A 20826-nucleotide genomic window follows, 5' to 3' on the forward strand; every position below is an offset into this window, starting at 1 on the left:
GCTTACGCCGATACTGTGGAGGCAGTCGTCGAGCGGTGTCAAACATCCGTGGCTGTTGGTCTGTTGGCGCTTGGTACACCGGTGAGGTCGGGACGCACCCACCGCAACGGCATCACCGTTCGCACCTTGCAAGGCTGGAGATGATGCGTGACCGAACCGTCGATGAGCACGAGCGAAGCCCTGTCCTTTGATCTGACGAGCCGACCCTGGATTGGAGTGCTCAGGCGGGACGGGACGCAGGGGGAGTTGTCGCTGCGTCAGGTGTTCGACCAGGCTGGCGACGTGCGGCGCATCGTGGGGGATCTGCCCACGCAGGAGTTCGCTTTGGTGCGGCTGCTACTGGCCATCGCGCACGACGCCCTGGACGGCCCTGAGGACATCGACCGGTGGGGCGAGCTGTGGGCGGATCCCGAGTGCTTCGCCGGCGTCGGCGCGTATTTGGATGCTCACCGCGAGCGGTTCGATCTGCTCCACCCTGTCACGCCGTTCTTTCAGACGGCTGGGCTGCGGACAGCGAAGGACGAGGTGTTCTCCCTCGCGCGGATCGTGGCCGACGTGCCGAACGGGGAGCCGTTCTTCACCGCCCGGATGCCCACCGTGGAGCGGCTCTCCTTTGCCGAGGCGGCCCGCTGGGTTGTGCACGCCCACGCCTACGACACTTCTGGGATCAAGTCCGGTGTGGTGGGGGACGACCGTGTGAAGGGCGGCAAGGTATATCCGCTGGGTACCGGCTGGGCCGGGGCGTTGGGCGGTGTTTTCGCCGAGGGTGACACGCTGCGGGAGACGCTGTTGCTGAATCTGGTGGCCGCCGATACCGACGCGTTGGAGTGGAGCTCTTCCGGTGACCGGCCGGCTTGGCGTCGCGAGCCGTGCCGGCCCGGTGGGGGTGAACGGACCCCCACCGGTCTGCGTGACCTCTATTCGTGGCAGACGCGCCGGCTGCGCCTGCATCACGATGGGGAGGGCGTCACTGGTGTCGTCCTTGGTTACGGTGACCCGCTCGCTTCCCGGAACATGCACCGGCGTGAGCCGATGACCGCGTGGCGGCGCAGCATCACGCAGGAGAAGAAGCTGCGTCAGTCGCCGATCTATCTGCCCCGCGAGCACGATCCGGCACGTTCCGCCTGGCGGGGTGTCGCCTCGCTCATCGCTGACCGCTCGGAGACCGTACAAGGTGCGGATGCTGCCCCGTATCTGCGGCCTGGTGTTCTGGAGTGGGTGGCTCGCCTGGTCACCGAGGGAGAGCTGCGGCGCGGTTTTCTGATCAGGGCCCGGGTTGTCGGGGCCCGGTATGGGACGCAGCAGTCGGTCATCGACGAAGTCGTCGATGACCATGTCGCGATGCCGGTGGTGCTGCTCCACCGGCAGGACCGTACGTGTGCGCGGCAGGCGATCGGTGCGGCTGAGGACGCAGACCTTGCCGTGCGGGCTCTGGGTGATCTTGCAACCGATCTGGCGCGGGCAGCCGGCGCCGAGGGGGACGGGCCGCGATCGGCAGCCCGTGACCTGGGGTTCGCCGAGCTGGAGAACGCCTACAAGACCTGGCTGGCCGCTCTTGCGGACGATGTTGACCCATTTGAGGAGCGCCGCGTCTGGCAGCGCGATGTGCATCGCGTGATCAGCCTGATCGGTGACCGTCTCATTGCACAGGCCGGCGATGCCGCCTGGCAGGGCCGGACCGTTGCAGGCAAGAACGGCGCGCACTGGCTGAACGCGGGCTTGGCCGACAAGTGGTTCCGCTCGCGGCTGTCCAAGGCCCTGGGAGATCCGCACGGCGGGCAGGATGAGCAGCCCGGCGACGGCCCCGCCAGGCCCGGGCCACCGCCGTCGGACAGGCCGGACCCAGCCGCTCCCGATCCCTTTGTGACCGACTCGGAGGTGCCCGCATGACCACCGTCTCCGCCCCGCCAGCCATCCGTGCGAGGGTGTGTGACCTCGCGGCGGCGCAGATCACCGGGTGGCAGGAGGGCTACCTGAAGGACCGTCCCCGCGATGTTGCCGCGCTCGCCCGGCTGCGCCGCGGCGCCGGTCGCGAGCCCGGGGCGCTTCCGGATCTGTGGACGCTGGTCGACACCGCTCCCCTGCATGCCCGTCTGGAGGGGTCTCGGCCGCTGGGGGAGGCGGAGTTGGTGCGTGCGGAGAATGCCCTGCATGCAGCGCTCACTTTGTGGGCGTTGCATCAGCAGTCCCGTGGCGCGCGCATGCACCGTCCGCACACCGCCACGCGGCCAGCTGGGCTGGGAGCGGCCGTGCGGCGCCTGATGCCGCCGAACGACATCGACGAACCGGTCCGTAAACGGCTGGTACGCGCCGGCATCGCACCTGACCTGACGAGTCTGTCCCAGCGGCTGCGCGATCTGATTGTGCTGCTGCGCCGACAGGACATTCCGCTCGACTACGGCCTGCTCGCCGGGCAGCTCTACGTGTGGCAGGCGCCCGGCGGAGGCGACATGGTCCGCCGCGAGTGGGGCCGTTCCTTTCACTCCTGGCAGCCGCCGGACGCGCAGCCCGGCAACGGCAGCGCCGATGATCTCGCCCGCACTCCCGACAGCGACAAGGACGCCTTGTGAACCGCCTCTTTTTGGACGTGCACGCTCTGCAGACCGTCCCGCCCAGCAACATCAACCGTGACGACACGGGTGCGCCGAAGACGGCCCTGTACGGAGGTGTACCGCGGGCGCGGGTCTCCAGCCAGGCGTGGAAGCGGGCAACGCGCACTTACTTCGGCGACGAGCACCTGCTGGAGCCGAGCGAGCTCGGTGTGCGGACCAAGAAGGTCGTTCAGGTCCTCACCGAACGGATCACCGCCCTTGATCCGTCCCTCGGGGAGGAGGCGGCGCTGGCGGTGGCCGACGAGGTGGTGAAGGCTGCTGGGCTCAAAACGGAGGTGCCCAAGCGGAAGGCCGATGCGGCGAAGGAATCGGGTGTTGCTCCGGCGCCGGAGGCAAAGTACCTGGTTTTCCTCAGCGCCCGTCAGCTCGACGGCCTGGCGCGCCTCGCCGTCGACGGCGCCGCCGACATTGCGGCATTTTTGAAGGAGAAGAAGAACAAAGAACGGGTCAAGGAGATCGCGGACAGCCAGCACTCCGTCGACATCGCGTTGTTCGGCCGGATGGTCGCTGACGCCGCCGACTACAACGTGGATGCGGCCGTGCAGGTCGCCCATGCCATCAGCGTGCACCGGGTGGAGAACGAGTCCGACTACTACACCGCTGTCGATGACCAGAACACCGACGAGGAGACCGGCGCCGGCATGATCGGCACAATCGACTTCAACTCCGCGACTCTCTACCGGTATGCCGCTCTCGGTGTGCACCAGCTCGCCGCCAACCTCGGACAGGGCCTGCGCGAGGACGAGCCGCGCACCGAGCCGGTGCGCCGCGCTGTCGAGGCGTTCGTGCACAGCTTCGTCGCCTCGCTGCCCACCGGGAAGATCAACACGTTCGGGCATCACACCCTGCCCGACGCCGTGGTCGTCAAGCTGCGCACCACCCGGCCCATCAGCTTTGTCGCCGCCTTCGAGGACCCCGTCCGCGGCGACCAGGGCGGCCACGTCCGCGAGGCCTGTGACCGGCTCGCCGCCTACATCCCAGACATCGAACGTGCGTACAGCGACGCTGACTCCACCCTCACCTGGGTGCTGCGTGTCGGCCCCAACACGCTCAAGCTCGGCGACGTCGGCACCGAAGTCGGCGCCCTGGGCGACCTTGTCGCCGCCGTCGGCCAAGCGGTCACGGAACGGCTGGACAAGCCGGCATGAGCAGCGTGCTCGCCCTGCGCCTGGCAGGACCCATGCAGTCCTGGGGTGCCTCCTCGCGCTTCACCCGCCGCACCACCGAGTCCGCACCCACCAAAAGCGGTGTCGTCGGACTTCTCGCTGCCGCTGCGGGCATCGAACGCGGCGACGACGCGCGCCTCGCACCGTTGGCCGCACTGCGCTTCGGCGTCCGGATCGACCAACCCGGCACGCGGATACGGGACTTCCAGACCGCGCACCATGGCATCACCGGCAAGTCGATGCCGTTGTCGGAGCGCTTCTACCTCGCGGACGCCGTCTTCGTCGCCGCGCTCGAGGGCGATCACGCCCTGCTCGCCGACCTGGATGCTGCAGTGCGGGCACCGGTGTATCCGCCGTTTCTGGGCCGGCGTTCCTGCCCGCCGGCCGCACCGCTTGAGCTGGGACTTCACCAAAACGCCCGGCTGGAGACCGTTCTGGCGAGCGTGCCGTGGCAAGCGTCCGCCTGGTACCGCAGAAGCCTGCGCAACCAGCGCCCGGACGGGCTGAGCGTGCTGCGTGAGGCGGCAGCCGACGAGCGCAGTGCCGCCGACGCCTTGCGCGACCAGCCGCTCAGCTTCACCGCCGCGCACCGCCGACACGCCCTGCGCACCGTCGTCACCACCACGGTGCCTGTTCCGCAGCCGGGGGCTGCGGCGGCGAGTGCGGTGCGGCACGACCCATTCGATGCTCTGGAGGATGAGAGCAGCTGATGTTCCTCTCCCGCTTCCGCGTCAACTCCGCGCGGCCCGGCGCCCGCCGCCTGCTGTCGTCGCCGCAGGCCATGCACGCGGCGGTCATGTCCTCGTTCCCCGGCCTGCTGCCCAGCGACACACCGAACTCCGACGCACCGCGGGTGCTGTGGCGCCTGGACCACCAGTCACGTGCCGAGGTACTGCTCTACATCGTCAGCCCCGACCGCCCCGACCTGACCCATCTGGTCGAGCAGGCGGGCTGGCCGGCCGTGGCCAGCCCGCAGGACCCGGGCTGGCATACCAGGCCCTACGCACCGTTCCTCGACCGCCTGGCCGCCGGCGACCGCTGGTCCTTCCGCCTGACCGCGAACCCCGTACACACCATCCGCCGCAAGGACGGCGAGCCACGCAAGGTCACCGCCCACCTCACGCCGATCCACCAGATGGGCTGGCTGCTCGATGAAGAACGCCAGAAGCGCGGCGGTTTCCGCATCCTCGAAAAGCCCGACGACCGGCGGCTGCTGCCCCACGGCACAACCCACCGAGGCCGGCCCCACCATGGCGACCGGTACGAGCTGTCCGTCGGCGACATGCGCTCGCTCTCCTTCGACAAGTCCCGCAGTCCCGACAACATCCGCCGGGGCAAGCCGGTCACCCTCGTCACCGTCACCTTCGACGGACGGCTGGAAATCACCGACCCCGAAGCCCTGCGCCGCACTCTCACCCAGGGCATCGGCCGGGCCAGAGCGTACGGCTGCGGCCTCCTCACCCTGGCACCCATTGCCCAGCCCACCCGGCAGACGGCATGAGCACGGTCTCCCGCCGCCCGGCACTCACCCCACGACACCTCACCCGCACCGGCGAACGCCATATGGGACACACACTCTCGTGACCGTGATCGTCCTCACCAACTGCCCGGCTGGACTGCGCGGCTTCCTCACACGCTGGCTGCTGGAAATCTCCGCAGGCGTGTTCGTGGGCAGCCCCTCGGCCCGGATCCGTGACGTGTTCTGGGAAGAAGTCCAGCAGTACGCGGGCCAAGGCCGCGCCCTGCTGGCCCACACCACGAACAACGAGCAGGGCTTCACTTTCCGCACCTATGACCACGCCTGGATCCCGACCGGCCACGAGGGCATCACCCTGATCCGCCGCCCCAACCCGAACGCACCCGCTTCCGGGACAACTCCCCAGAACGAACCACCGTCCGGCTGGAGCAGAGCGTCAAAACGCCGACGCTTCGGAAGGGGCTAGTGAACGATAAGTCACCTGTGCCCCTTTCGCGAAAATCAGAAGAAGTGCTCAGAAACCGACTCCAAGGCCAGTAAAGCCGCAGGTCATCCAGTCTGCTCCCCGCACCCGCGGGGATGGCCCCACGGCGTGCGCTACTACGCGTCCGGCCGCGCCCTGCTCCCCGAACCCGCGGGGATGGTCCCCTCGCCGCCGCCTCGGGTGAGATCGCGTTCAACTGCTCCCCGCACCCGCGGGGATGGTCCCACCTGCGGGATGCTCGTCGGCCGCGCCTGCGGCTGCTCCCCGCACCCGCGGGGATGGTCCCTTCGGCAGCATGACCGGCACGAACCCGGCGTCCTGCTCCCCGCACCCGCGGGGATGGTCCCAGCAGATCGCCCGGCTTGAGGTCGCTGCGGGACTGCTCCCCGCACCCGCGGGGATGGTCCCTACAACACCGACTCCAGCACGATCTGGGCTGCCTGCTCCCCGCACCCGCGGGGATGGTCCCCTGTACCGCCAGTACTTCGACCTGGTCGCGGCCTGCTCCCCGCACCCGCGGGGATGGTCCCAGCGGCACAGTGGTCGCGGCGATGGTGCCCATCGGCTCCCCGCACCCGCGGGGATGGTCCCACGCACGGCCTGCGCTGATAGGCCAGTCATCTCTGCTCCCCGCACCCGCGGGGATGGTCCCAGGGCCGGGCTCGACGGTCCGCTGCCCTGATCCTGCTCCCCGCACCCGCGGAGATGGTCCCTGGAGCGCCGCCAGGTCCTCGAGGAGCGGCTGCGGGAGCAGGCGGCCATCGAGGCGGAGGACTTTGCGCGGCGGCGTGAGCAGGCCCGCGCGGATCAGGCCCGCCGCGATGCGGCCCGTACGGGTGCCCGGGAGCGGGCGGAGCACGAGCGCCAGGCCGCGGCGGCCGCCGACGCGGTGCACCAGGCCCTGCCGTGCGAGGATTGCGGGCTTCAGCGCTCGGCCGGCCTGTTCGAGGCGTGCGGCTTCCGGCGCCGAACCGAGGCGGCGATCGTGGAAGCCGGGCTGGTCGCCGCGACCTGGTCGGCCGACCTGGACGACGTCGCCGCCGTAGCCGCCCACGTCCGGGCATCGCTGGAGGCCGACATCGAGCGGGCCCGCGCAGAGTTCCTGGAGCTCATGGAGCCGGGCGTGCTGGGACGCGGTCCCGGTCGCGGCGGCGTCCGCGCTCGCCTTCAGTGCGCTCCAGGCCGTGGAGCAGGCGCTGCCGGAGTACCGCACCAGCACCCTCGGACGGCTGGGTCGGACCGAGGAAGCCGAGGCGGAGGCGCGGTGGGCGTACAAGACCGAGCAGAACCGCAGGTGGTTCCGTGCGAAGGCGACTTCACCAGCGGTGACGCCGTCAACCAGGCCATCACCTCCGCCGCTCAATGCATGTACGGCATCACCCATGCCGTCGTCACCTCTCTGGGATGCAGCCCGGCCCTCGGCTTCGTCCACTCAGGCCACGAACTGTCCTTCGTCCTGGACATCGCCGACCTCTACAAGACGGAAATCGGCCATCCCGCTCGCCTTCGACGTGGCCGCACAAGGCGAGGAAGACGTCGGCCCCCGCACCCGCCGCGCACTGCGGGACCGCATCAACGAAACATCCTTGCTGAACCGGTGCGTCGACGACATCAAACGCCTCCTACTACCGAAAACCGCCGACTTCAGCAGCGACCGGGACGTGGTCACGCTCCAGAGCGACAGCGGCCACCAAGTCGCCTCCGGCGTCAACTACGACGGGCCCGACGACTACGGGGACACACTCTGGTGACCGTCATCGTCCTCACCAACTGCCCGGCCGGACTGCGCGGCTTCCTCACACGCTGGCTGCTGGAAATCTCCGCAGGCGTGTTCGTGGGCAACCCCTCGGCCCGGATCCGTGACGTGCTCTGGGACGAAGTCCAGCAGTACGCGGGCCAAGGCCGCGCCTTGCTGGCCCACACCACGAACAACGAACAGGGTTTCACGTTCCGCACCTACGACCACGCCTGGCTCCCGACTGACCACGAGGGCATCACCCTGATCCGCCGCCCCAGCCCGAACGCACCGGCTCCCGGGACAACTCCCCGGAACGAACCACCGTCCGGCTGGAGCAGAGCTTCAAAACGCCGACGCTTCGGAAGGGGCTAATGGGCGATAAGTTCCCGGTGCCCCTTTCGGTGGAATCAGCGGAAGTGGTCAGAAACCGACTTCAGCGCCGGTAAAGCAGCAGGTCATCAAGTCTGCTCCCCGCACCCGCGGGGATGGTCCCTGGGCTTTACTCGTGACCTCAGGCGCCCCACACTGCTCCCCGCACCCGCGGGGATGGTCCCTGGGCTTTACTCGTGACCTCAGGGCGCCCCACTCTGCTCCCCGCACCCGCGGGGATGGTCCCTCGGCGACGGCTCGCGTTTCGAGGTCGGTGAGCTGCTCCCCGCACCCGCGGGGATGGTCCCCGAGTCCGGCCACGTCGAACGTGAACGGTTTCCTGCTCCCCGCACCCGCGGGGATGGTCCCGCGCCATGCTTCTACTTTCACTTGCAAAAGTACTGCTCCCCGCAGCCGCGGGGATGGTCCCGGTCCGTGAACCCGCTCAGCCCGCGGCGCGCGCTGCTCCCCGCACCCGCGGGGATGGTCCCGGTGTACTGGACAAGAGAATCGAAGAAGATGTCTGCTCCCCGCACCCGCGGGGATGGTCCCTCGCGCCAGCCGTCAACCGAGTCATGCGCGGTCTGCTCCCCGCACCCGCGGGGATGGTCCCGAGACTGCAGAGTTTGTTCTTGGGGTCGGCCTCTGCTCCCCGCACCCGCGGGGATGGTCCGAAGGCTCCGCTGTTGGCTCGGACGGAGGCCATTGCTCCCCGCACCCGCGGGGATGGTCCCTGGCTGCCGCCGGTCGGCAGCGGCGCCACGGTCTGCTCCCCGCACCCGCGGGGATGGTCCCCACAGTTGCTTTTCGCCGACCTTCTTGACCAGCTGCTCCTCGCACCCGCGGGGATGGTCCCTCCCGCCCCCGATGCCCTGGAGGTCGCGGACCGGTGGCACCCGGGCGCTCAGCGCTTCGCAATCGGCCCCGGGCGTGTGTGGGCTGTGCCAGGTCGCCGGCATGGCACGCGCCGCGGCCTGGCGCCGCGTCAGGTGATCAGGTCGTCGGTGAGCAGTGCGCCGCTTGCATGGATGACGTCCAGATGGTGCACCTCGGGCTCGCCGTCCGGGCGGGAGTCGCCGAAGGCCGCGTCCACAGCGGGGTGGATCCGCTCATCGAACGCGCGGCCGCAGTGTTCCTTGGATTCCCACACGTCGATGTAGCGCAGCCCGCCGTCCGGGCGGCGCACGCACAGGTGGAGCAGCGAGCCGTCCAACGGCTCGGGCCCCAGCGCGTCGATGACCCGCTGGTAGAGCTCCTCGCCGATCGGAACGTCCTGGATGTAGGCGTAGACCATGGCAGGCTCCCGCATGAATTGACCCGAATACACTTCGGGCGAATATTGGTAACGTACGGTCCATGAGCGATCAGGTCAAGGGCGGCAAACGCGGCTACCACGCTCCACGCCGAGCCGAACAGGCCGCCGCCACCCGCCGCGCCGTGCTGGACGCGGCCCGCGAACTGTTCGTGCGGCAGGGCTACGCCGCGACCACGGTCGCCCAGATCGCCCGGCGGGCCGACGTCGCGGTGGACACGGTCTACGCTGCGGTCGGACGCAAACCGGCCTTGCTGCGCGAGTTGGTGGAGACCTCGCTGTCCGGCACCGACCACCCGGTTGCGGCCGCCCAACGCGACTACGTCCTGCGCATCCGGGCCGCGCACACCGCTGCCGAAAAGATCGCGATCTACGCCGCGGCGGTCACAGAGCTCCAGCAGCGGCTCGCACCAGTGTTCCTGGCCCTTCGCGACGCCGCGGTGACCGATGCCGACTGTGCCACCCTGTGGCTGCAGATCGCCGAGCGCCGAGCGCGCAACATGCGCGAGTTCGCCGCAGACCTGCGCGCCACCGGGGAACTGCGCCCGGATCTGACCGACGACGAGGTCGCCGACACGGTGTGGAGCATGAACGCCGCGGAGTACTGGGTGCTGCTGGTCCACGAGCGAGGATGGAGTCCCGAGCACTTCGGCGCCAGACTCCGCGACGCCTGGATCCGGCTCTTCCTGCCGCCCGACCGCTGGCCCGGTCAAGCATCGGAGTCGCCCACCGAGCGGTAGCCAGCCTCCGAAGCGTCCGGTCTCGACTGCGCAGGAGCCCCAGCACCGCTGCGATCACATGCTGGATCAGGTCAGACGAACACCGAACGAGTCGGGTTCGAGGTGTCGACGACTCAACAGGGACAGGCACTCCATCTTCATGGAACTGCGGCCAGAGCCAATTTCAAGAATCGTCAACACCTATGCCGCACGGGTACGGGCCCCGGCGTGGACAGGCCGACTACGCCGGCGGGCTGGGGGATGGTGGTCGTCGGCCCGTGTGCTTCTGCGTGCCAACTCTTCGGGCTGCAGTTGACGTGCGCATACCGCTGGGCGGATGACCTCCCCCGAGGTGGCTGCCCTACATCGAGGGCAGCGTGCTTGCCGGGTCGGTGAGTGTGGGAGTGTGAGGGTTGGCCGGGCCCGTCGCTTCCCCCGTAGCGGCGGGCCCGGCCGCTGTTGTCTCAGCGGGCGAGGGTGACCTCGATCGGTGTGTTCGGGCAGCCGTCCAGGATGTTGGTGAGGGCGGCCTGTTCGGCGGGATCGATGGTGAGGCCCCAGCGGATTTTGACGGTGATCCAGTCGGTGGCGTAGGTGCAGCGGTAGCCGTCTGCCGGGCTGCCAGGTGGCCGGGTCCTGGTCGGACTTGGAGCGGTTGGACGTGGCGGAGACCGCGATCAGGGCGCGCGGGTCGTCGAGGTCGTTGGCGTAGGCGGTGCGTTCCTGCGTGGTCCAGGCGGAGGCGCCGGAGTCCCAGGATTCGGCGAGCGGGACCAGGTGGTCGATGTCGAGGGCGCGGGCCTGGGTGAAGGTGGCGTCGTCGTAGGGGGAGTACCAGGAGCCGCCGGTCAGAGCGCAGTTGGCGCCCTGTTTGGGGGCGGTGACGGCTTCCTCGAGGAGGACCTCATTCCTGGTACTGCAGCCGTCGCGGTCGGCATCGATCCAATGCCGGTACTTGTCGCGGCTGTAGCCGGCACGGCTCTCTTCCTGGACCGGCAACGCCGCCAGGGCGTCGCGGACCGGCAGGGCGATCGTGTCGCCCGGGTCGGAGGCATGCGCAGTAGCGGGGTTGAACAACGCGGCGAGGGCGCAGAGCACGGCGGCCGCGGTGGCGGCGCGGGTGGGGCGCACAGGGCTTCCTTTCGAAGATCGCGAACTAGTTGTGATCTTCGTAGCGGTCCGGCTCCCCGCCCGGCGATCCGCCGTGCTTCACCCGCGCGAGCAGTAAGTCACACGGGCCTCTTCCGCCGTACGACGTTCGGCTGTCAGGAGACGCGCTCATCGAGTGGTGATCAGCCCGACGGCCATGGCCATCAACGTCACGCCGCCCAGGGCGACGACCAGCGGCTGGGCCCATGCTGGGTGGCGGTGCACGAGAAGGGCGAGGCCGGCGAAGACGATGAGGCCGACCAGCGCGAGCAGCAGGACAACGAGAAGCGCGAGCGTGGACACAAAGGTGCTCTCCAACGGTTCAGGGATGCACGGCCCACGCCCGGGACCGTCCTGGGCGGTGCCGGCTGGTGCCGATGCGGGCCGTTGCACCAGACAGACGACGAAGCCCGTCGTCCCGTTACGCCGCGTCGTGCACGAGCTGGGGGGCCACGCGGCACCTCGCACCTCGCTGAAACTTCGTCACCCGGCGGTGTAACAACCGGGGAGCGTAGTGCGTCCTCTCCCGGTGAGCGGGTCCGTGCGGGCTCCTCCTGCGCGCCCTTCGCAGCCTTTGCGCAGCCGGCCGAGCGACAGATGACGGAGTCAGGGAGCTGTGAGCAATGGAGCGCCGGGGAGGCCCGATGAGTTCGCCGCGTTTTTTCGAGCCTCCTACAGCAGAACCCTGGGCCGCCTGATGAGGAAGACGGGCATCTCGAAAACGGACGCGGAGGATGTCCTCTCGGTCGCCTACACAGAAACATCGCGGGCGTGGGACGACATCGTGGATCCGGAGGGATTCCTGTGGGACCGGGTCTCCAAACGGTTCCTTGACCACGTGCGCAAGCAGAAGCAGCGGGACCAGGAGTTCCTTTGCGACCCGTCAGAGAAGATCGCGCATGTTCCGGCACCGGTTGACGGAGAGCCGGAGGGCTGCGTGGGACTCATACGGCTGGCCGAACTGATCACCCAACTGCCGCCCGATGACCAGAAAGTCATCGTCATGGACGCCTGCGGAGACAGCAAGGAGGACCAGGCCGTCGCGCTCAGCACTTCCCCGGGAGCGGCACGCGTCCGTCTCAGCCGCGCGAAGAAGAAGCTGGACGTCCTGGTGAAGAAGGACGCGGAGGAGCACTGATGGGCATCTTCATCAACTACCGGAACGGCGACCAGCCCAGCGAGATCAGCTATGGAAAGACCGTCGAGGCCGGGCTGGTCCTGTGGCAGCTCCTTCAGTCGGCAGACGATGCCGAACCGCTCGACGCGACCGACGTTCTCGCCACGGAGGCCGAGCTGGAAGAGCGCCTCGCCGCGCTGGACGAGGTGAGGATTGAGCCGCTTCCGGACGACATCGAGAGCCTGAGCGACAGCAGCCGATTCCTGCGGGACAGAAACCCCCAGGTCTCCGCGCCGGATGCCCTGAAACCGGTCACCGTGAAGCCGTCACACCGGGGTGCCCAAAGGGGCTTTTTCCTGGACCCCGCCCGCGTGTTCGGGAACCTCCTCCGCGAACGTCGGGAGGCTTCGTGGGTGTGGTGCGCCGAACTGGACGTACACGACCCTCACGCGGTGGTACAAGCTGCACTGAGTTCAGCCCAGGAGTTCATCACCGGCACCTCGCGCTCCAAACTGCCGTACCTGGATGTCCGAGACGACCGTCACGCAAGCAAGGCATGGAGTGATCATTCCCTCTGGCTGGTGCCCTGGAGGCAGGATGAAGGGCTGCCCAGAAAGGTCCGTGCTGACAGGCAGCGCGAAGCCCTGCAAGCCTGCGGTGCCTGCAGGGAGCAGCGACCGTACCTCTTCGTGATCTTTGCTGGGCAGTTCGGAGAGCTGGACACACACCGGACACAGCCGGTGACGTCATGGCTCGACTGCTCGGGCCCGTCGGTGCGTGAGGTTCCCACCCCCGACGCTATCCGCGGACACGGGGCGATCGTCGTCAACTGGGCCTGCGACTGGGAGCGTGACCAAAATGCGGCGCTTCGAATTGCAGCCATGCAGCTGCCCGCGAACCTGTATCCCGTAAATGTTCACAGCGAGGAGATTCGCCGATCCTGGGAAGAAGTGTGGCGTCCCTGGATACTGCAATTTGCTCACCAACCTGATTAGCGAAGTTGACGAAGCTTCACCGCGTCTGGCTGGCGCGGCTCTCTGCCATGTCCGGCGGCGCGGCCCAGGTACCTGCCAGGGGCGCGAGGTAGGGCGGGTGCCGGGCGAACGACCGCATGCTGCTCGACTCGGGCCGGGACTGCCCGCGGTGGCAAGGACCGGCAGGCCGCCCGCCGTACCCAGCGGCAGGCGGTGGCGGCCGCCGTCGACGCCACGATGCCCGGAGCCTCCGCAGCGGAGCGCCGTACGGCGATCGACCGGCAGCTCCACGAGACCGTGACCGCCCGGGCGTGGGCCCGTGAGTACGAGTGGGAGCAGGTCCGGGCCCGGCAGGCGGCGGCCAAGCGCCGTGCCGAAGCCGCGGCCGCGAACCCGGGCCTCGGTGAGCCGACTCCGGTCGTGCTGCCCGCACCCCGTCCGATACCCGTCACGCCGGTGCAGGAGGCCGATGTTGTTGACCGAGAGCTGGTCCTCGAGGACCTGACCCGCGAGCAGGTCCTGGACTGGCGCACCCGCGCCGCCCGCGACCACCAGGTCGTGTTTGACCACATCGATCGGTACGGCGAGGGGTCGGCCCGGCGCCTGTTCACGAACGCCTTCGTCGACCAGGTCACCCGGCTGTCCCGGCTCGCGCACCTGGATCTCGGATACACCCCGTGGGGGCGGTCATGACCGGCGCGATGCGGCCGGGCATGGTCTGGCTCTGGCGAAGTGCGACGTGGGGCCGGCAGACGTGGGGCACCGACATCGGTGTGTCAGGAGCCGTGATGTGTCTGGGAGTTGGCGATTGGCAGTGCGCTGTCTACCGAAGAGTTGGGTACATGTGTTCTATTTCAGGGGCGGTGGGTAGGGGATGGCCGCCGGATGGTTGGATGCCCGTACCGGGTGGCGCGGCGGGTCGTTGGGGATATCGCGGACCGTGGCTACGTCGGAGACAGGGCACGGTTCGAGGGGATGGAGGGCCGGCCGGTGAGTGACCGCAGTGCGATCGAGTGGACTGAGGCGACGTGGAACCCGACCACGGGGTGCGACCGTGTCTCCGAGGGGTGCGACAACTGTTATGCGCTGACGCTGGCGAAGCGGCTGAAGGCGATGGGGTCGCCGAAGTACCAGGCCGACGGTGACCCGCGAACTTCCGGGCCCGGGTTCGGGCTGACGGTGCATCCGGACGCCCTGCTCGTGCCGTACGGGTGGAAGAGCCCGCGCACCGTCTTTGTGAATTCCATGAGTGACCTGTTCCACGCACGGGTGCCGCTCGACTACGTTCGCCGCGTCTTCGACGTGATCGCGGAGACGCCGCAGCACACCTATCAGGTGCTCACCAAGCGGGCACGGCGTCTGCGGCAGGTCGCGGACCGGCTGGAGTGGCCGGACAACCTGTGGATGGGGGTGTCGGTGGAGTCCGTCAAGGAGTTGCCGCGTGTCGAGGACCTACGGCAAGTCCCGGCTGCGGTCCGCTTCCTGTCCTGCGAGCCGCTGCTCGGACGGCTGGACGGCCTGGACCTGGCGGACGTGCACTGGGTGATCGCCGGCGGCGAGTCCGGGCCCCGTTTCCGGCCGGTGGAAGAGGAGTGGATCACCCATATCCGCGATACCTGCCAGGAGGCCGGCGTCGCGTTCTTCTTCAAGCTTCTCTGCACCAAGTCAGAGGTCACGGCCGCTGTCGGTGGTTCGCGGTGAGCAACGGGACGGCCATCGAGTGGACCGAGGTCACCTGGAATCCGACGACTGGGTGCGATCGCATCTCGCCGGGCTGCGACCACTGTTACGCGTTGACTTTGGCGAAGCGACTCAAAGCGATGGGCCAGGCAAAGTACCAGCGTGACGGTGATCCGCGGACCAGCGGGCCCGGATTCGGGGTCACGGTGCACGAGGATGCCTTGTTCGAGCCGCTGCGGTGGCGTCGGCCGCGGAAGGTGTTCGTGAATTCCATGAGCGATATCGGCCATGCCCGTGTCCCCACGGAATTCGTGGTGAGGACCTTCGCGACGATGGCGCTGGCGCCGCAGCACCAGTTCCAGGTGCTCACCAAGAGGCCTCGTCGTCTGCGTCACCTGCTGGAATCGCAGAAGTTCGTGGACGCTGTCTGGACCGAGATGGAGCGGTTGTCGGCGGACGATGCTGTTCCGCTGAGCAGGCTCGTGCGCGAGGGCGTGCGCAAGCGCGTGGCCAACTGGAACGCCTTGAGTTCGTGGCCGCTGCCCAATGTCTGGATCGGCACATCGATCGAGTCGGATGAGTATTGCTGGCGGGCTGATGAGCTGCGGGGTGTCCCGGCTGCCGTCCGGTTCTTGTCGCTGGAGCCGCTGCTTGGGCCGGTGCCGTCCCTGGAGCTGTCGCGGATCGACTGGGTGATTGTCGGCGGCGAGAGCGGCCCTGCTCACCGGCCGCTGGACTTGGCCTGGGTTCGTGACATTCGAGATCGGTGTGTCGATCTTCGGGTGTCTCTGTTCTTCAAGCAGGTCGGCGGGCTGACCCCGAAGGCTGGCGGCCGCCTGCTCGATGGCCGGACCTGGGACGAGTATCCAGCCACGGCGGACGTGGTGGGTGTGTGACCCGGATATGCGTCAAAGAGCCGTCCGGTCGGCGACGGGCGAGGTGGAGGGGCTGACAGTCACGAGCCGAGTGTGAAGAGCGTCAATGCCGGGGAAATGGCTCCGCATTGACCGACCGTCAGGCTTCGAAGCGGCGCCGGGCGGACTCGATGTGCCGGAAGTACCGGTAGGTCCAATCGCACATGCCGTCGACCGTCGCCCGCAGTCCGTGGCCCGCTTCGGTGAGGGTGTACTCGACGCGGGGCGGGACGGTGGGGTGTACGGTCCGCTCGGCCAGGCCGTTGCGCTCCAGCATGCGGAGGTTCTGGGTGAGCATCTTGTGGCTGATGCCCTCGACCCGGCTGCGCAGCTCGCTGAAGCGCAGGGTGCCCTCCCCCAGGGCTTCGATGATCAACAGTGCCCACTTGTTGGCAACGTCGGAGAAGATCTCCCGCGCCAGGGAGTCGGCGCGCCGCAGGTTGGCATCCTCGGCCGAGCCGCTGAACTGCTTGGTCACCATCAGGTTCCCCAGTCACTGAAAAGTGCGTTCTTCCATGTCAACGCACACTCTCCTATGGTTCCTGAGTAACTACAAGAGACCACATTGGTCTGGTTTGATGAACACGGGCTTTCAGGAGCCCAGACAAGGAGGCGGACAGCATGGCCATCACCCTGAAGAACCCCGAGGGACTGCCGAAAATCGATGTCTACCGGCAGGTGGCGATCGCCTCCGGTTCGAAGCTGGTCTTCATCGCCGGGCAGGTCGCCTGGGACGCGGAAGGCGTCACGATCGGCGAGGGCGACCTCGCCGCGCAGGTTGAGCAGTGCTACCTCAACATCGCCACCGCGCTGGCCGAGGTCGGCGGTTCCTTCGACGACGTAGCGAAACTGACCTTCTACGTCGTCGACTGGACTGCCGACAAGATGCCCCCGCTCCTGGAGGGAATCTCCAGGGCGGCCGCGAAGCTGGGGGTCACTCCGGTGCCGCCGACCACGCTGATCGGCGTCGCGGCGCTGGACGTCCCCGAGCATCTGGTCGAGATCGAAGCCACCGCAGTCCTCGACTGAACATGTGCCACTGAGCGCCGAAGCGGCCAGCTACGGGACTCAGTTCCTTGATGGCTGGACTTTAGCTTGTCTTTTATCTACCAGGATCTGCCGGGTCTGCCGATGGCTTTGAGGGTCTCGGGGCGTTTGACTGTTTTGCCGACGTCGTAGCGGGGTGCCCGGTGTTTGTTCTTGGCGCCGGGTGGTCGTCCGGGGCCGGTGCCTCGGGGTTTGGGAACTCGGGTCGGGCAGGGGAGGTGGGCGCGGATGTTCCTGAACCCCCGGCGGACTCGGGCCGGGGTGAGGCGGTCGGAGGCGGTGGGTTCTCCCAGGGCCGGCAGAGGTCCGCGGCGAGCTGCCGGGCGAGCCGGAGCTGGGTGTGGGCGACGATCAGGATCCAGGTCCAGCGGTCCGCCGCTTCGGGGGTACGGAGTTTCGGGGTTGTCCAGCCGAGGGTCTGCTTCGCGAAGCGAAAGGTGTGCTCCAGGTCGAAGCGGCGGAGAAATGCCTGCCAGAAGCGGTCCACGTCGTCCGGGGTGGCGCCGGTCTTGGAGGACCATAACCACACCGGCGGAGCGTCGCGTTCCTTCGACAGGTGCTCGACCTTCAGTCGGATCAACGTCCCCTCGACCAAGGGCAGTTCACCGTCGTGGTCGAGCCATGAGGAGCGGTGGGTGAGCCTTGGGTGGACCCGGTCCCATGCCTGGGTTTCGGCCTTGCCGTAGTTGGTGGTGCCTGTGACGGTGGTGATCGCGGGCTCGGGCCAGGTCTCCGGCTTGGTGAAGCGGAACTCCGGGCCGTGCTTGGGCGGCCGGCCGCTGACACCGGGCACTCTCGGTGGTCTCGGCAGGCGCATCACGCGGTCGGAGCGGACCCGGCCGACCAACTCGACCGGCAGATCACGCAGGACCCAGGCCAGGCGGGTGACGTCGTAGCCGGCATCGCTGACGATCACGATGGCCGGGTCCCCGGGTTGCCACTGGCCCGCGGTGATGAGCCGCTCCACGACACCCCGCAGTTGAGCGGCGGTGATCGCGGTGGCGTCGTCCGCCGGGCCGAGCCGGACCAGGTCCAGGATCGCGGTCCAGGACGTGGCGCCCGGCTCCAGCACGGCCACGAAGGAGTAGGGCCAGCCCGGGATGAACTGCGACGCCGTCTTCGCACGGCCGTAGACGTGGCAGAACAGCCGCTCCGCCGAGCACGGCGCGTCCGAACGAAGCCACGGCGACACATCGACCGCCAGGACCAGGCGCCCGCCGTCGAAACGCGGCAGCGGAAGCCCGGCCAGCACCGTCCGCAGCCGATCCATGTCGATCCGGCCGTGGTTCAGGCCTCCGTACATCGCTCCGTGCCCACGCCGATGCTCGGGCAGCAGCGTCAGGTCCACCGGGGACTTCACGGCACCGTCCGCACACAGCACCGCATCCGTCAGTTCGAACAACTCGTCGCGCCGAGCGGTCAGACACTCGTAGAACTCGCCCCGGAAGCGTGACGCTTCCGCGAACGCATCCCTCCGCACAACATCAGGCAGCAGACTCACCCTCTGATCTGTGACGTTCTGTAAGGGCTGTCGGCGTACTCAGCAACGTGCCCGGGGATGTCAGCCGTGCTGGCTTCGCCGCAGTGAGTGGTGTGCATCGTGAAGTTGCTGGTCACGGGTCTGGTGTGAGGGCCGGGAGAGCTACTCTCGCTGGTTGTCAGCCAGTGTCCACGGCGAAGATCGTCTGACATGTCGTTCGGAGGCGTCCTCAAGTTCTGCTGCGCTTGCCGCGGTAGCGCTTCTACGATCCGTCACCGGGCAGGTACCGCCGGGAGAGCGGGGGAGGACGTGGGGATGCGCGAGCTGGAGTGGATCACGGCTCGCCGGAGTGAATTGGACAGGCTCGCTGCGGAGTTGGCCAAGCAGCTGCAGGAGGTCCAGGCCGAGCGGGAGGAGCTCGTGATCCGCCGAGCGGGTCCCGAACCGGCTGGCCGAGCTGGCCTACGAGGAAGTCGCAGGGCCGACGTCGCCGAACTGCCGGTGTCGGGTCATCGAGCGGTGAGGACGTGCGCCCACGGCTCATCGATGTCGGCCAGGCCCAGCACGGTGGCCACGTTGTCGAGCATTCCGGCGCCGAACCAGCGCCGCACGGCGTCGTCGTCGCCCAGCAGTTGCCGGACGGTGTCGACCTGCTTGGCGTAGCACCGGCGTACGGCCTGCGCCACCAGCGGCTCGCCGGCGGCACAGTTCGCGTGCATGAGGAAACGCAGGATGTTCCGGTCCGCGACGAGCGCGGCGTAGGCGCCGCGTGCGGCATCCAACGCCGCCTCGGGCGCCGGCCCGGCCCCACCCGAGGCCGGTGAGTGAGCGACCAGCGTTTCGGTCATGACGACGGACACGTGGTCGACCACCGCCGCGAACAGTGCTTCCTTGTTCGGGTACAGGCGGTAGAGATACGGCTGAGAGATGCCGACCCAGTCTGCGATCTCGTGTGTCGTCGTACCGTAGAAACCTTTTTGCGCGAAGCATTCGACCGCGGCGGCCATGATGGTCCGACGTCGTTCGTCGCTCTTCGTGCTGGTGCCGGGGGCGGGCATGGGCGTCAGTTAAACACGGCTCTTTTCAGCTTCCAAAAGTCACGCTGAGGTCGGGGTCGGACGGCACGTCGTCGGGTGTGAGCGCCTCGATCGCCACCAGCGGGTTCCAGTAGTCCAGGTAGTGGGTGATGCGCGCGTCGTCATCGGTCCGGACGACGGAGATGCATGTCTGCTCGTACGGCTTGCCGGTCGGCAGCGCAGTGCCCTTCGAGCGGAATTCGGCGATCACCAGACTCGGGTCGACGGTGTCGTGGAACACCAGGTCGACAAACTCGACGTCAAAGGTCTCGGGAAAGTTGCTCATGTGCGCGACCAGTGCGTCTCGCCCCGTTACCCGCTGGGGCACGCCGGCCGGCGCGTACGGGAACTCGAGCACTGCGTCCGGGGCGAACAGCTTCACCCATTCGTCGGTGCGTCCGGCGGCGGTGAGGCGCAGGTGCTCGGCCAGGGTGTGCTGGGCAGCGGCACGGCGGGCGGCGTCGTCTTCCTTGGCTGTCATCTTCACTCCTACGTTAGTGGTCGACCTATAACCTACCAGGCCGCGAGCCGTTGCGAGTAGTCGAGCAGAGGTAGCACCAAGGGATCCCGGTCCGGTTCACGTACAGGATGGCGTCAGGGAAACGCCCCTTCGGTGGCGGGCGGTGCCACGGCACTATCGGCGCCCGTCACGCTTCGGTGAAGATCGTCGGTCACCGGGAGACTTCGCGGTTCGTCAGGACCAGCAGGGCCCTGACCAGGGCGGTCGCCCATTTGGGGTCGGTGCGGAGCCTGCCGAGCACGCGCCAGTTCTTGAGGTGGGCGAATCCGTGCTCGACCGGGGCCCGGACGGCCGCCAGTGCCTTGGTGGACAGCTTCTGTCCACGTGTCAGGGGCCGGTTCCGGGCGGCCTTGTAGCCGGTGATCACCGCAGGGTCGGCGTCGGGGCCGCCGTCGTCGAGGCCGACGAATCCCAGGTCGGCGATGGCTCCGAGCCCGACTCCCCGCAGTTTCCGGGTGAGCTTGTCGTGCCGGCAGGCCGTGATCTCCGAGGTGCGCCCGGGGCGGGCCGCCGAGATCCACAGCAGCCGGCCCCGGTCGTCCGTGAGGGCGATCACGAGCAGGCCGTGCCATTTGTTCTTGCCGGAGTAGTTCTTCCGGTTCTCCTTCCCGGTTCTGCGCCGGGTGCGGATCACCGATCCGTCCAGCAGTACGATGCCGCTGCCCTTTCGGGCGATCTTCTTCAGGGCCCGGTCCAGGCGTGGGGCGCGGGCGGCGAGCAGGCCGACGACCTCCCGGACCCATCGGGTCACGGTGGTGCGGTGTACTCCGTTGCCGTCGGCCAGGTCGCCGGGCCGCTGGTCACAGCGCAGCACTGCCAGCACGATGGTGGCGATCTTCCCTGCGGGCAGGGCCCGCCACCGCGAGCCGATCTTCTTGAAGTGGCCGCGTATCAGGTCGGCGAGCCAGTTCAGGGTGGTGCTCGACAGCGGCAGGCGGGCGGTGTAGACAAGGCCGTCAGGGCCCTCGACGGGATGGTTGTTTTTCGTCACA

20 protein-coding genes, 3 pseudogenes and 2 CRISPR repeat arrays are annotated in these 20826 nt (G+C 68.3%); of the genes and pseudogenes, 15 read left to right on the forward strand and 8 right to left on the reverse strand.

The window, feature by feature from the left end:
* Positions 1–147 precede the first annotated feature (147 nt).
* The 8 genes and pseudogenes from casA to cas2e (QFZ76_RS51065) all read left to right on the forward strand — a co-directional run bounded on the left by casA (position 148) and on the right by cas2e (QFZ76_RS51065) (position 7849).
* On the forward strand, positions 148–1890 hold the full coding sequence (gene casA, locus QFZ76_RS51030) for a type I-E CRISPR-associated protein Cse1/CasA (protein WP_373464600.1): 1743 nt from the start codon (positions 148–150) through the stop codon (positions 1888–1890).
* Complete coding sequence (gene casB / locus QFZ76_RS51035) at positions 1887–2570, forward strand: type I-E CRISPR-associated protein Cse2/CasB (RefSeq protein WP_307680582.1); 684 nt, start codon at positions 1887–1889, stop codon at positions 2568–2570. The genes casA and casB overlap by 4 nt, the downstream gene beginning before the upstream one ends.
* Positions 2567–3760, forward strand: coding sequence for a type I-E CRISPR-associated protein Cas7/Cse4/CasC (gene cas7e, locus QFZ76_RS51040; protein WP_307680583.1), 1194 nt, complete (start codon positions 2567–2569; stop codon positions 3758–3760). Before casB ends, cas7e begins: the two co-directional genes overlap by 4 nt.
* Complete coding sequence (gene cas5e / locus QFZ76_RS51045) at positions 3757–4488, forward strand: type I-E CRISPR-associated protein Cas5/CasD (protein WP_307680584.1); 732 nt, start codon at positions 3757–3759, stop codon at positions 4486–4488. Before cas7e ends, cas5e begins: the two co-directional genes overlap by 4 nt.
* A complete protein-coding gene (gene cas6e / locus QFZ76_RS51050) occupies positions 4488–5279 on the forward strand; it encodes a type I-E CRISPR-associated protein Cas6/Cse3/CasE (RefSeq protein ID WP_307680585.1) in 792 nt (263 codons plus the stop codon). The genes cas5e and cas6e overlap by 1 nt, the downstream gene beginning before the upstream one ends.
* 79 nt (positions 5280–5358) lie before the next feature.
* Entirely contained in the window at positions 5359–5721 is a 363-nt protein-coding gene (gene cas2e / locus QFZ76_RS51055; protein ID WP_307680586.1) for a type I-E CRISPR-associated endoribonuclease Cas2e, read from the forward strand.
* Between the two features lie 92 nt (positions 5722–5813).
* Positions 5814–6452: a CRISPR direct-repeat array (repeat unit 29 nt; unit sequence CTGCTCCCCGCACCCGCGGGGATGGTCCC).
* 596 nt (positions 6453–7048) lie between these two features.
* Positions 7049–7490 (forward strand): annotated as a pseudogene (locus QFZ76_RS51060) (type I-E CRISPR-associated endonuclease Cas1); the annotation flags it as partial.
* Entirely contained in the window at positions 7487–7849 is a 363-nt protein-coding gene (gene cas2e, locus QFZ76_RS51065; RefSeq protein WP_307680587.1) for a type I-E CRISPR-associated endoribonuclease Cas2e, read from the forward strand. The pseudogene QFZ76_RS51060 and the gene cas2e (QFZ76_RS51065), both read left to right, overlap by 4 nt.
* A 92-nt stretch (positions 7850–7941) precedes the next feature.
* Positions 7942–8702: direct repeats of the CRISPR family, unit length 29 nt; unit sequence CTGCTCCCCGCACCCGCGGGGATGGTCCC.
* Positions 8703–8831: 129 nt separating this feature from the next.
* On the opposite strand, the gene QFZ76_RS51070 is transcribed toward cas2e (QFZ76_RS51065), so the two are convergent.
* Complete coding sequence (locus QFZ76_RS51070) at positions 8832–9155, reverse strand: hypothetical protein (protein ID WP_307680588.1); 324 nt, start codon at positions 9153–9155, stop codon at positions 8832–8834.
* Positions 9156–9202: 47 nt separating this feature from the next.
* On the opposite strand from QFZ76_RS51070, the gene QFZ76_RS51075 reads away from it, so the two are divergent.
* A complete protein-coding gene (locus QFZ76_RS51075; protein WP_307680589.1) occupies positions 9203–9898 on the forward strand; it encodes a TetR/AcrR family transcriptional regulator in 696 nt (231 codons plus the stop codon).
* Positions 9899–10341: 443 nt separating this feature from the next.
* Here the strand turns inward: QFZ76_RS51075 and QFZ76_RS51080 are convergent.
* Together QFZ76_RS51080 and QFZ76_RS51085 are read right to left on the reverse strand one after the other, a co-directional pair.
* A pseudogene (locus QFZ76_RS51080) lies at positions 10342–11008 on the reverse strand (HNH endonuclease family protein).
* Positions 11009–11155: 147 nt separating this feature from the next.
* The gene (locus QFZ76_RS51085; RefSeq protein ID WP_307680590.1) at positions 11156–11344 is read right to left on the reverse strand and encodes a hypothetical protein; all 189 of its coding nucleotides are present in this window, start codon (positions 11342–11344) and stop codon (positions 11156–11158) included.
* Between the two features lie 379 nt (positions 11345–11723).
* Between QFZ76_RS51085 and QFZ76_RS51090 the strand changes: the two genes are divergently transcribed.
* From QFZ76_RS51090 to QFZ76_RS51110, 5 genes are all read left to right on the forward strand, one after another.
* Positions 11724–12164 (forward strand): RNA polymerase sigma factor, encoded by a 441-nt coding sequence (locus QFZ76_RS51090; RefSeq protein ID WP_307680591.1) that lies wholly within the window; start codon positions 11724–11726, stop codon positions 12162–12164.
* The gene (locus QFZ76_RS51095) at positions 12164–13138 is read left to right on the forward strand and encodes a hypothetical protein (RefSeq protein ID WP_307680592.1); all 975 of its coding nucleotides are present in this window, start codon (positions 12164–12166) and stop codon (positions 13136–13138) included. The genes QFZ76_RS51090 and QFZ76_RS51095 overlap by 1 nt, the downstream gene beginning before the upstream one ends.
* Positions 13139–13330: 192 nt before the next feature.
* Entirely contained in the window at positions 13331–13810 is a 480-nt protein-coding gene (locus QFZ76_RS51100; RefSeq protein WP_307680593.1) for a hypothetical protein, read from the forward strand.
* A gap of 297 nt (positions 13811–14107) precedes the next feature.
* Positions 14108–14818: a DUF5131 family protein gene (locus tag QFZ76_RS51105; RefSeq protein WP_307680594.1), complete on the forward strand. Its 711-nt coding sequence runs from the start codon at positions 14108–14110 to the stop codon at positions 14816–14818.
* Entirely contained in the window at positions 14815–15693 is an 879-nt protein-coding gene (locus QFZ76_RS51110) for a DUF5131 family protein (protein WP_307680595.1), read from the forward strand. Before QFZ76_RS51105 ends, QFZ76_RS51110 begins: the two co-directional genes overlap by 4 nt.
* 118 nt (positions 15694–15811) lie before the next feature.
* On the opposite strand, the gene QFZ76_RS51115 is transcribed toward QFZ76_RS51110, so the two are convergent.
* Positions 15812–16192: a helix-turn-helix domain-containing protein gene (locus tag QFZ76_RS51115; protein ID WP_307680596.1), complete on the reverse strand. Its 381-nt coding sequence runs from the start codon at positions 16190–16192 to the stop codon at positions 15812–15814.
* Positions 16193–16332: 140 nt separating this feature from the next.
* Here QFZ76_RS51115 and QFZ76_RS51120 point away from each other — a divergent pair, with 140 nt between their 5' ends.
* Positions 16333–16740, forward strand: coding sequence for a RidA family protein (locus tag QFZ76_RS51120; protein WP_307680597.1), 408 nt, complete (start codon positions 16333–16335; stop codon positions 16738–16740).
* A 77-nt stretch (positions 16741–16817) separates the two neighbouring features.
* On the opposite strand, the pseudogene QFZ76_RS51125 reads toward QFZ76_RS51120, so the two are convergent.
* The 4 genes and pseudogenes from QFZ76_RS51125 to QFZ76_RS51140 all read right to left on the reverse strand — a co-directional run bounded on the left by QFZ76_RS51125 (position 16818) and on the right by QFZ76_RS51140 (position 20825).
* Positions 16818–18259, reverse strand: a pseudogene (locus QFZ76_RS51125) (NF041680 family putative transposase).
* 488 nt (positions 18260–18747) lie between these two features.
* Positions 18748–19245, reverse strand: coding sequence for a TetR/AcrR family transcriptional regulator (locus QFZ76_RS51130; RefSeq protein ID WP_307680598.1), 498 nt, complete (start codon positions 19243–19245; stop codon positions 18748–18750).
* Positions 19246–19321: 76 nt separating this feature from the next.
* On the reverse strand, positions 19322–19795 hold the full coding sequence (locus tag QFZ76_RS51135; protein WP_307680599.1) for a nuclear transport factor 2 family protein: 474 nt from the start codon (positions 19793–19795) through the stop codon (positions 19322–19324).
* A 190-nt stretch (positions 19796–19985) separates the two neighbouring features.
* Positions 19986–20825, reverse strand: a complete 840-nt coding sequence (locus QFZ76_RS51140; RefSeq protein WP_307680600.1) for a transposase family protein — start codon at positions 20823–20825, stop codon at positions 19986–19988.
* Position 20826 lies beyond the last annotated feature (1 nt).

This window comes from Streptomyces sp. V4I2 (genome assembly GCF_030817655.1).
Classification (GTDB): domain Bacteria; phylum Actinomycetota; class Actinomycetes; order Streptomycetales; family Streptomycetaceae; genus Streptomyces; species Streptomyces plumbiresistens.